8 protein-coding genes and 1 pseudogene are annotated in these 10,459 nt (G+C 70.5%); 7 read left to right on the forward strand and 2 right to left on the reverse strand.

What is annotated here, in order from left to right:
* A partial coding sequence (locus tag K2X24_RS17930; protein ID WP_292499724.1) for an acyl-CoA dehydrogenase family protein occupies positions 1-98 on the forward strand: 98 nt, incomplete at its 5' end.
* A 61-nt stretch (positions 99-159) separates the two neighbouring features.
* Here the strand turns inward: K2X24_RS17930 and K2X24_RS17935 are convergent.
* On the reverse strand, positions 160-2,610 hold the full coding sequence (locus K2X24_RS17935; protein WP_292499711.1) for an MASE4 domain-containing protein: 2,451 nt from the start codon (positions 2,608-2,610) through the stop codon (positions 160-162).
* A 245-nt stretch (positions 2,611-2,855) separates the two neighbouring features.
* Positions 2,856-3,215, reverse strand: coding sequence for a cytochrome c family protein (locus K2X24_RS17940; protein WP_292499713.1), 360 nt, complete (start codon positions 3,213-3,215; stop codon positions 2,856-2,858).
* 204 nt (positions 3,216-3,419) lie between these two features.
* On the opposite strand from K2X24_RS17940, the gene K2X24_RS17945 reads away from it, so the two are divergent.
* The 6 genes and pseudogenes from K2X24_RS17945 to K2X24_RS17970 all read left to right on the forward strand — a co-directional run.
* Positions 3,420-3,629, forward strand: coding sequence for a helix-turn-helix transcriptional regulator (locus K2X24_RS17945; RefSeq protein WP_292499714.1), 210 nt, complete (start codon positions 3,420-3,422; stop codon positions 3,627-3,629).
* Between the two features lie 258 nt (positions 3,630-3,887).
* A complete protein-coding gene (locus K2X24_RS17950) occupies positions 3,888-5,042 on the forward strand; it encodes an SDR family oxidoreductase (RefSeq protein WP_292499716.1) in 1,155 nt (384 codons plus the stop codon).
* On the forward strand, positions 5,039-5,365 hold the full coding sequence (locus tag K2X24_RS17955; protein WP_292499718.1) for a multidrug efflux SMR transporter: 327 nt from the start codon (positions 5,039-5,041) through the stop codon (positions 5,363-5,365). Before K2X24_RS17950 ends, K2X24_RS17955 begins: the two co-directional genes overlap by 4 nt.
* A 233-nt stretch (positions 5,366-5,598) precedes the next feature.
* A complete protein-coding gene (locus K2X24_RS17960) occupies positions 5,599-6,849 on the forward strand; it encodes an efflux RND transporter periplasmic adaptor subunit (protein ID WP_292499720.1) in 1,251 nt (416 codons plus the stop codon).
* A 91-nt stretch (positions 6,850-6,940) separates the two neighbouring features.
* The gene (locus tag K2X24_RS17965) at positions 6,941-10,102 is read left to right on the forward strand and encodes a CusA/CzcA family heavy metal efflux RND transporter (RefSeq protein ID WP_292499722.1); all 3,162 of its coding nucleotides are present in this window, start codon (positions 6,941-6,943) and stop codon (positions 10,100-10,102) included.
* A gap of 98 nt (positions 10,103-10,200) precedes the next feature.
* A pseudogene (locus tag K2X24_RS17970) lies at positions 10,201-10,459 on the forward strand (hypothetical protein); the annotation flags it as partial.

Below are 10,459 nucleotides of genomic sequence, written 5' to 3' on the forward strand. Positions count from 1 at the left end.
AGCGCTACTGGCGCGACGCCCGCCTGACCACGATCTTCGAGGGTACCAGCGAGATCCAGCGCCGGATCATCAGCGACCGGATGCTGCCGAAGCCGTGAGCCTTGTGGCTCAGTGAGTCTTTTGGCTCAGTGAGTCTTTTGGCTCAGTGAGTCTTTTGGCTCAGCGGCCGCCCATCACCAGGCGGAGCTTGCTCGCCAGATCCTCGCGCCGGTACGGCTTGCTCAGGAGCGGCAGGTCCACGGGCACGCCCTGCTCGCCCAGCGCCGAGCCGGTATAGCCGGAGGCGAGCAGCACCCGCAGGCCGGGGCGAAGCTGGCGCGCCTGGAGGGCGAGCTCGATGCCGTTGAGGCCGCCCGGCATCACCACGTCCGAGAACAGGATATCGATGCGCTCCGGGCCGCGCAGGCGGTCCAGGGCCTCGGAGGCGCGGGTGGCCGTGAGGGTGCGGTAGCCGAGCTCCGACAGGCTCTCCACCGCCATCTCCAGCACGGCGGCCTCGTCCTCCACCACGAGGACGACCTCGCCCTCCGCGGCCCGGCGCAGGGGCAGGAGGGCGTCGGCGCGCGGCGCGGCGGCGACCGGTTCGGACGAGCGCGGCAGGTCGATGGTCACCGTGGTGCCGAGGCCCGGCGTGCTCGCCACCCGGACCTGCCCGCCGCCCTGGCGCGCGAAGCCGTAGACCTGGCTCAGGCCGAGCCCCGTGCCCTTTCCGACGTCCTTGGTGGTGAAGAAGGGCTCGAACGCCCGCGCGGCGGTGGCGGCATCCATGCCCATCCCGGTATCGTGCACCGAGACGCGAACGTAATCCCCCGCGTTGAGGTCGGGCCACGCGGCGGCGCGCTCCGCCGTCACGGCGAAATTCTCGGTGCGGATCGTCAGGGTGCCGCCGCCCGGCATGGCGTCGCGCGCGTTCACCGCGAGGTTGAGGATGGCGCTCTCGAACTGGCCGGGATCGAGCCGGACCGGATCGAGGGCGGTGTCGAGGTCGAGCACGAGGGTGACGGCCTCGCCCAGCGCCCGCTGCAGCAGGCCCTGGAAATCCTTCAGGAGGTGGTTCGGGTTCACCGTCTCCGGCCGCAGCACCTGCCGGCGCGAGAACGAGAGCAGCTTCTCGGTGACCTCGGCCCCGCGCCGGGCGGCGAGCATCGCCGAGGTGGCGAGGCGCTCGACCCGTTGCGGGTTGTCCGGGCGGCGCACGATCATGTCGAGGTTGCCGACGATCACGGTCAGCAGATTGTTGAAGTCGTGCGCCACGCCGCCGGTGAGCTGGCCGATCGCCTCCATCTTCTGCGACTGGCTCAGGCGCTGTTCGGCCTCGCGCCGCTCCGTCGTGTCGGTGACCACGCCGATCATCCGGATCGGGGTGCCGGCCTCGTCCCGGTAGGCGCGCCCGCGCACGTTGATCCAGCGCTCCGCGCCGTCGCCCGCCCGCGTGATCCGGCACTCGACCTCGAGATGCCCCTCGCGCTGCGCCCGCGCGACGGCGGCGGCGACCGCGGGGCGATCCACGTCGGCCACGTGGCGCAGGAAGTCCGACAGCCCCCAGGACGGCAACAGGGTGTCGTAGCCGAAGATCCGGTCGTGCCGCAGGGTCCGCTCGGCCCGGCCCGTGGCGAGGTCGAGGCGCCAGTCGCCCATGTCGGCGGCCTCGAGGGCGACCAGGAGGTTGTCGCGGGCGATGGCGAGTTCGGCCCGCTCCCGCTCGCGGCCCTCGGCGACCCGTTCGGCCGCCCCGTAGAGTCCGTCGACTTCCCGGAGGTAGACCCCGAGGAGGATCATGCCGGCGGCGAGCGCCTCCAGGCGCCCGGCGAACCACCCCACGGTGCCGCGCGCCGCGCCCGGCAGGGTGACGAGGTTGTCGAACAGCAGCAGCAGCAGCGAGACGGCCAGCCAGAGGTGGAGCACGCTGCGCAGGCGCGTGGTCCAGCACAGGATCGCCAGGGCCAGGACGTTGAGGAAGACGACGCCCGGCCCGATGCCCGACGTGGTCAGAAGCCAGTAATCGTCGCCCTCGACGCTGCGCGGCAGGTAGTCCACGAAGTCGATGACGATCCACGACAGGACGCCGACCGCCGCCAGGGTCGCCAGGGCCGCGAGGGTGCCGACCCGGCCCTCGGACCCGGCGGGCACGAGGCGCCGGCGCCGGTCGCCTTCCATGATCGCGTAGGGCAGCGCGAAGAGCGGCGGCCCGAGGTGCCACAGGGTCCAGAGCCACGTGGTCGTCGCCGGGCCAGCGCCGAGGATGCGCCCCGGCGCGAAGATGCCGGGAAAGCTGAGAAGCTGCACCGCGACGATGAGCGTCGTGTAGAGGCTGCCGGCGGCGAGGACGAGGAGCGAGACCGATCGGGTGCGCCGGTACTGGGTGAAGAGCAGGGCGGTCGTGACGGCGTAGACGGTGATCAGCGCCGCCTGGTAGCTCGCGACGAAGCCCGGTATCGGCCCGATGGGTCTTGCGGCGATCGGGACGAGCGCGAGGGTGAGGAGCCCGAACGCCACCGCCACGACGGTGGCGAACCACCTGTTGCGACGGCTCGGGGCGGCGGTCGCGAGGGTCGAGAGGTCGAGGTGTCCAGACGCTTCCGGCACGAGGGGGCTCCGGGCCGCGCTCACGGGCAGGTCGCCCGGCCGTCAGGACCGAGGCGAGTCTAGCACCTTCCGGATTCCACGCCATGCCGGCACGGCCTGTTCGCGCCTCGCGAGACCATGCCGTGCGGGGGCTGTTGCCGCCGCGAGACAGCCGCCCGGCCGGGGCCGTCACGCGAACCAAGCCGGGACGGGAACTCCGCCCCGTGAGCGGGCCGCCGGTCCCCCGTCCGGGAGGGACCGACCGCGCGCCGGGGCGGAGCGGAGAGCGCCTACTTCTTCGAGGCGAGGTACGCGATGACGTCGTCGATCTTCTTGTCGTCGGGATAGCCCGCGAACACCATCTTGGTGCCGGGCACCTTGGTCTTCGGGTTCTTCAGCCACTCGTGCAGGTTGGCCTCGTCCCAGGTGATGCCCGAGCCCTTCAGCGCCGCGGAGTAGGTGTACCCCTCCTCGGACGCCGCCTTGCGCCCGACGACGCCGGTGAGGTTGGGGCCGACGCCGTTCTTGCCAAAGGCGTGGCAGGCCTTGCAGGGCGCGAAGGCCTTCTCGCCGGCCGCCGCATCGCCCTCGGCCTGTGCCGCCAGGGGAAACAGTGCCGCCACGATCGCGCCGAGCATGATGTACCGCATGGGGTTTCCTCTCCGATGACTTTTGTTGCGCTCAGGAACCTAAGGCGCAGCCCCGGAAACGTATCCATACGTTCGGCGCTATCACGGTAATTTGAAGTGAGCCGGTGGGATTAGCCGCGATCGGCCCTGGAAAGCGCCGGCAACGCCCATAGAATTTTTTTACCGATCTCGCATCGCACGATGACGCATCGAAGGGGTGGGGCCATGCCGATCCAGCCAGCCGACGTCTCCCGGTTCCTCGACCGCTCCGGCTGGAGCCAGGCGCAGCTCGCCTGGACGCTGGGGATCAATCAGCCGCGCATCTCACGGTTCATCACGGGGCTGAAGAAGCCCAATCCGCAGCTTCAGGCGGCGCTGGAGACATTCTTCGCGCATGATCCCCGCGCCGGCGCCCCGACACCGCGATCCGATTGACCACGCCCCGGCCACGTCGCAGGCCCGGATCCGGCCCGGTCGCGAATTCGGATCGGCGGCAGTCGGAGAATGTCCCGCGAAAAAGGCCGATCGCACGGCGATTTGCGAAGGCGGGAATGGGGCGGCGCGGACACGAATCCGTGAGCCGATGATGCATATTTGCATCACCTCATTTTAATCCCGAAATCGGACGCAACCGCAGGGATTATTTCTGATTTTTTCTGGCAGATACCCCTCAAATCAGAGGGGGGGCCTCAGTTGAAACGCGTATTGCTCACCGGCGCGACCGGTCTCATCGGGGGCGCCGTCCTCCACCACGCCCTCGACCGGGACGATGCGGTTTCGTGGGTCTGCCTCGTGCGCTGCGCCAGCGTCGATCAGGGCCGGCAGCGCGTCGCCGCCCGACTCGCCCGCTTCACAGATCCGTTCACGGCCCAGCGCCTCGCCCGCAAGGTGGAGATCGTGCCCGGCGACTTCACCCGCGCCGACCTCGACATGGATCCGCGCCTGGACGACGTCACCCACATCCTGCACCTGGCCGCCGACACGTCCTGGTGGGGGGACGAGCGGGTGAACCGGACCAACCACGACGGCACCCTGGCCCTGGCCCGGCGCGCCCGCGCCATGGCGGGGCTCGAGCGCTTCCTCCACGTCGGCACCGCGATGATCTGCGGCGCCAACGCCCCCCACCGGGTGGAGGAGGCCGCCTACCCGGCGGCCAATGCCCGCCACCTCGTGGCCTACACGGTGTCGAAGGCGGCGGCCGAGACCTCGCTCGCCGAGCACTTCCCCGATCTGCCGGTCGTGGTGGCCCGGCCCTCCATCGTTGTCGGCCACTCCACCCTCGGCGCGGGCCCGAGCTCCAGCATCCTTTGGGTGGTCCGCGCCGCCGACCGCCTGCGCATGCTGCCCTGCGGCGACCAGAGCCGGGTCGATATCGTGCCCTCGGACTGGGTCGCCGAGACCCTGCACGGCCTGCTGTTCAAGCCGAACCTCGCGCACCGGGTCTACCATGTCTCCGGCGGGGCATCGTCCAGCGCCTCCTGGCGCGACCTCATCGACGCCTTCGAGGCGGCCGAGCCGTCCGACGGCGTCAGGGCCTTCCACCGCTTCGACCTGTCGGACCGCGCCGCCCTGCGCGCCCGCTTCGCGGAGGTGTTCGGGCTCGACGGCTCCCTGAAGCAGGCGATGCTGCGCGCGACCCGGGCCTACTACGCGTTCTGCTCCCTCGATCTCAGCTTCGACAACACGCGGCTCCTGGCGGAGGGCTTCGCGCCGCCGCCGTCCCTGCCGGCCTACCTCGCCACCTGCCTCGCCAATTCGGGGGAGATCACCGCGCAGTTCGCCGACGACCTCGAGATGTTCACGGCCCCCGTACAGAGCGCGCCCGCGGCGCTGACGGCCATCGCGTGAACCCGTTCCTCATCCTCTCCCTGGCCATCGGCGCCGAGATCACCGCCACCCTCGCCCTCAAGGCGGCCGATGGCCTGACCAAGCCGGGGCCGACCGTGCTGGTGGCGCTGGGCTACGGCACGGCCCTCTGGCTGATGTCCACCAGCATGGACATGCTGCCGATCGGGGTCGTCTACGCGATCTGGGCGGGCGTCGGCATGGTCGGGGCGGCCCTCGGGGGCGCCCTCCTGTTCGACGAGCCGGTCAGCCCGACGATGATCGTCGGCATCGGCGTCATCGCGGTTGGGGTCGCGATCCTGGCTTCCGCACAGACGAGCCACTGAGGCGACAAGCGCCGCATCGCCCCGCGCCTCAAATTCGACGCGGTGCGACCCGACGCCAGTGCCGCACGAATCGGGGGCACCGGTCCGTGGGCGCGCGACCGCGCCACGCCACACCGGCGCCGGCTCTCCCCGAGCCCGTGCCGAGACCACCAGGGGCGCCCCAACGCCCCCGGACGACGATCCACGCCCAGACCGAGACGAAGTTGCGCCTGATGAACGGGACCCCGCCTGCGATGGCCAGGATCGTCATTCCCCTCGGGCTGCTGATCTGCGCGGTCGCGGCCGCGAGCATCTGGCCCGGCCCCATCGTGGCCGTCGCCACGTCGATCCGGGACCGGCTCACGACGGCCGGGACGGCCGGGGCGGAAGCGGGCCAGCCGCCGGAACCGTCCGGGGGGCGGCTGTTCCGGCCTAGCCCCGCCCAGCGCGCCGCCCTGGACATCCAGCCCGTCCGCACGACGAGCTTCCGCCCGGAGGGCACGGCGGAGGGCCGCATCGCCCTCAACGACGACGACAACGTGCCGGTCACCTCTCCGTATGCGGGCCGGGTCACGCGCGTGCTCGTGCGGGCGGGCGACACGGTCAAGGCGGGCGACGTCCTCCTCACCCTGGAGGCCACCGACATGGTCCAGGCGCAGAGCGACTACCAGGCCGCCCTCAACACCCTCGCCAAGGCGACCGCGCTGCTCAAGCTCGACCAGACCATCGCGGCCCGTCAGCAGGAGCTGTTCCAGGCCAAGGCGGTGGCGCTCAAGGACTACCAGTCGGCGCAGAACGACGTGATCGGCGCCCAGAGCGACCTGAAGACCGCCGAGGCCGGCCTCGAGGCGGTCAAGAACCGCCTGCGCCTCCTCGGCAAGACCGACGCGGAGATCGCCGCCTACGAGCGCAAGGGCACCATGAGCCCGGAAACCCAGATCCGGGCGCCCATCGCCGGCACCATCGTCCAGCGCAAGGTCGGTCTCGGCCAGTATCTCTCCGCCTCCAGCGACCCGGTCTTCGTGATCGGCGACCTCTCGACGGTGTGGCTGGTGGCCAACGTGCGCGAGAGCGAGATCCCCCGGATCCGGATCGGGCAGGAGATCGAGGCGACGGTGGCGGGCTTCGGCGAGCGGGTGTTCAAGGGGCGGGTGAACTACATGTCCGCCAGCCTCGACCCGGCCACCCGGCGGCTCGCCGTGCGCAGCGAGGTCGCGAATCCCGAGGGGCTCCTGAAGCCCGAGATGTTCGCGGCCTTCACCATCTTCACCGGTCCCGGACAGACGGCCCCGGCGGTGCCCGCCGCCGCCATCGTGTACGAGGGCGCGCAGGCGCATGTCTGGGTGGCGCGGCCGGACGGCGCCATCGAGGCCCGCCCCATCACCCTCGGCATGACCGCCGGGGGCCTCGCCCAGGTGACCGGCGGCCTTGGCGCCGGCGAGGCGATCGTCACGCGCGGCGCGGTCTTCATGGATCGGGCCACCAGCGGCGACAAGGCGTCCTGAGACGGGCGTCCGCCATCCTTCGAGGCCGGATCCCTGTTCGAAGCCGACACCTTTTTTCGAGGCGCAGACCTGTCATGACCCAGTCCCACCCATGAACGGCCTGATCGTCTTCGCCCTGCGCCAGCGCGTGCTGGTGTTCCTGCTGTTCGTGGTGATGCTGGCGCTCGGCTACGCGAGCTACACGCAGCTCAACATCGAGGCCTATCCCGACCCGGTGCCGCCGCTCGTCGACGTCATCACCCAGAACCCCGGGCAATCGGCCGACGAGATCGAGCGCTACATCACGATCCCCCTGGAGGTGCAGCTCGCCGGCATCCCCAATACCACCGTGGTGCGCACCATCTCGCTGTTCGGCCTCTCGGACGTGAAGGTGCAGTTCAACTACAACTTCACCTACCAGCAGGCCCTGCAGCGGGTGCTCAACCGCCTCTCGCAGCTGCCGCCGCTTCCCAACGGCGCCCAGCCGCAGATCTCGCCGACCAGCCCCGTCGGCGAGATCATGCGCTACAAGGTGACCGGGCCGCCGGGCTACTCCTCCACCGACCTGAAGACCCTGCAGGACTGGGTGCTGCAGCGCCGGTTCAAGGCGATTCCCGGCGTCACCGACGTCACGGCCTTCGGGGGCCGCACCAAGGAATACGAGATCGCCGTCGACCTCACCCGGCTCCAGGCGCAGGGGCTGACCCTGGTCCAGCTCGTCACGGCGCTGAACAATTCCAGCATCAACGTCGGCGGGCAGACCCTGAACGTGGGCGAGCAATCGGCGGTGGTGCGCGGCATCGGCCTCATCCGCGACATGGACGACATCCGCGACACGATGCTGACCCAGGTGGCCGGCGTGCCGGTCCTGGTGCGCGACGTCGCCGAGGTGCGGGTCTCGAACGCGCCGCGCCTCGGCATCGTCGGGCACGACGGCGCGAGCGACATCGTCGAGGGCATCGTGCTCATGAGCCGGGACGGCGAGAGCCTGCCGACGCTGAAGCTGGTCAACGCCGAGATCGACAAGGTCAACGCCAGCGGCATCCTGCCCCCGGGCGTGCGGGTGGAGCGCATCTACGATCGCAGCGGGCTGATCCACACCACGACCCACACGGTGATGCACAACCTCGTCTTCGGCGTGGTGCTGGTCTTCGTGGTGCAGTGGCTGTTCCTCGGGAGCCTGCGCAGCGCCGTCATCGTGGCGGCGACGATTCCCTTCGCGCTCGGCTTCGCCATCCTGATCCTGGTCCTGCGGGGGGATTCGGCGAACCTCCTCTCCCTGGGGGCCATCGATTTCGGCCTGATCGTCGACGCCACCGTGATCATGGTGGAGAACGTGTTCCGGCACCTGGCCGAGCCGGAGCACGGCGGCGGCGAGGCAGCGCCGGGCGGCTTGAGCGGGCGCCTCGGCACCATCGCCATCGCGGGCGCGGAGGTGAACCGGGCGATCTTCTTCTCGGCGACCATCATCATCGTGGGCTTCCTGCCGCTCTTCACGCTGACCGGCGTCGAGGGCCACATCTTCGGCCCCATGGCCAAGACCTACGCCTACGCGCTGCTGGGCGGGCTCATCGCCACCTTCACGGTCTCGCCCGCCCTCTCGGCGCTGATCCTGCCCAAGCACGTGGAGGAGCGCGACACCCTGATCGTGCGCGCCTTACGCTTCGGCCACGTGCTGATCCTGCGCTTCGGCCTGCGCAACAAGGTGCTGTCGCTCCTCGTCCTCGCCGCGCTTCTCGGCGCCTCGGGCATCGCCGCGCGGACGCTGGGCCTCGAATTCCTGCCCAAGCTCGAGGAGGGCAATCTCTACATCCGCGGCACCATGCCGGCCTCGATCTCGCTCGAGGCCGGCAACGCCTACGTGGAGCGCCTGCGCAAGATCATTGCCGAGGTGCCGGAGGTGGTGACCGTGCTGTCGCACCAGGGCCGCCCGGACGACGGCACCGACGCCACCGGCTTCTTCAACGTCGAGATCCTGGCGCCCCTGAAGCCCTTCGACACCTGGCGCAAGGGCCTCGACAAGGAGACGCTGGTCCGCGACCTCTCGGCCAAGCTCGACGAGGCCTTCCCCGGCATCGAGTTCAACTTCTCCCAGTACATCGAGGACAACGTCCAGGAGGCGGCCTCGGGCGTGAAGGGCGAGAACTCGGTCAAGATCTACGGCAACGACCTCAACGACCTCACCAAGACGGCGGAGGCCATCAAGGCCACCCTGTCGACGGTGCCGGGCATCGCGGATCTGGCGGTCTTCGCCTCCCTCGGCCAGCCGACCGTGCGGATCGACATCGACCGGCGCAAGGCCGCCCGCTACGGCCTGTCGCCCGGCGACGTGAACACCACCGTCCAGGCCGCCATCGGCGGCCAGACCTCGGGCGACCTCTACGAATACGGCTCGGACCGGCACTTCCCCATGCGGGTGCGCCTTGCGCCCCAGTACCGCCGCAGCCTGGAGACCATCCGCAACATCACCATCGGGGCGGCCAACCCGGCCGGCGGCGTGGTCCAGGTGCCGCTCTCCGAGATCGCCACCGTGGAGCTCGTCTCCGGCGCGGCCTTCATCTACCGCGAGAACCAGGAGCGCTACATCCCGGTGAAGTTTTCGGTACGCGGGCGTGATCTGGGTGGTGCGGTCCTCGAAGCCCAGGATCGCATCGCCCGCGAGGTGACCCTGCCGGCCGGGTTCCACCTCGAATGGGTCGGGCAGTTCACGAACCTCCAGGACGCCGTGCAGCGCCTGACCATCGTGGTGCCGGTGACGATCGCGCTGATCGCCCTGCTGCTCTACGTGAACTTCAACTCCGTCACCGACATGGCGCTGACGCTCAGCGTCATCCCGATGGCGATGATCGGCGGCATCTTCGCCCTCGTCCTGACCCTGACGCCGTTCTCGATCTCGGCCGCGATCGGCTTCATCGCCCTCTTCGGCATCTCCACCATGGAGGGCGTGATCCTGCTCTCCTACTACAACCAGCTCCTCGACGAGGGCTGGGCCCGGGCGGACGCGGTCTGGCACGCCGCCAACGTGCGCATGCGCCCGGTGATGATGACCTGTGTGGCCGCCTGCGTCGGCCTGCTGCCGGCGGCGATCTCCACCGGCATCGGCTCGCAGGTGCAGAAGCCCCTGGCCCTCGTGGTCGTGGGCGGCATCCTGCTGGCGCCCAACCTCATCCTGGTGGTGGTCCCGATCCTGATCGCGCTGTTCTCGCGCCGGGTGCCGGCGACGGTTCCCTCGGACGCGGCCGTCCGGGCCTGGGCCCGGGCCGAGCACGCGTGATGCGCAGATCACAGCCTCGCGCGCCTGCGCCCGCCCGCGTTGACTTCGACGCCGCCCCGGCGCCTCTACGGCCGCGGTTGGCCACAGGATCCTCCGGCATGGCGGCATCATCCCAGAACGCGGCGCAGGCCGGCCGGGGCCCGGCCCCGCGCGGCCTGCGCGGCGCCCTGCTCGCCCTCGCGATGACCGGCCTCGGCGGCTGCGTGGTCGGTCCGGACTACGTGCCGCCGGCCGATCCGCCGGTGACCCGCTACACCCGCGAGCCCCTGGCCAACCCCAGCGCCGCCGACACCATCCGCACCGCCCATGGCGGCTCGGCCGACCAGAATTTCGTCTCGGGTGCCGACGTGCCGGGCC

The sequence above is a fragment of the Methylobacterium sp. genome (assembly GCF_019750675.1).
Lineage (GTDB): Bacteria > Pseudomonadota > Alphaproteobacteria > Rhizobiales > Beijerinckiaceae > Methylobacterium.

Bases quoted from the DNA above. Each gene is read 5' to 3' on its own strand.
- K2X24_RS17945 (WP_292499714.1), top strand. From the start codon at position 3,420: ATGCCGATCCAGCCAGCCGACGTCTCCCGGTTCCTCGACCGCTCCGGC.
- K2X24_RS17960 (WP_292499720.1), top strand. From the start codon at position 5,599: ATGGCCAGGATCGTCATTCCCCTCGGGCTGCTGATCTGCGCGGTCGCG.
- K2X24_RS17965 (WP_292499722.1), top strand. From the start codon at position 6,941: ATGAACGGCCTGATCGTCTTCGCCCTGCGCCAGCGCGTGCTGGTGTTC.
- K2X24_RS17940 (WP_292499713.1), bottom strand. From the start codon at position 3,215: ATGCGGTACATCATGCTCGGCGCGATCGTGGCGGCACTGTTTCCCCTG.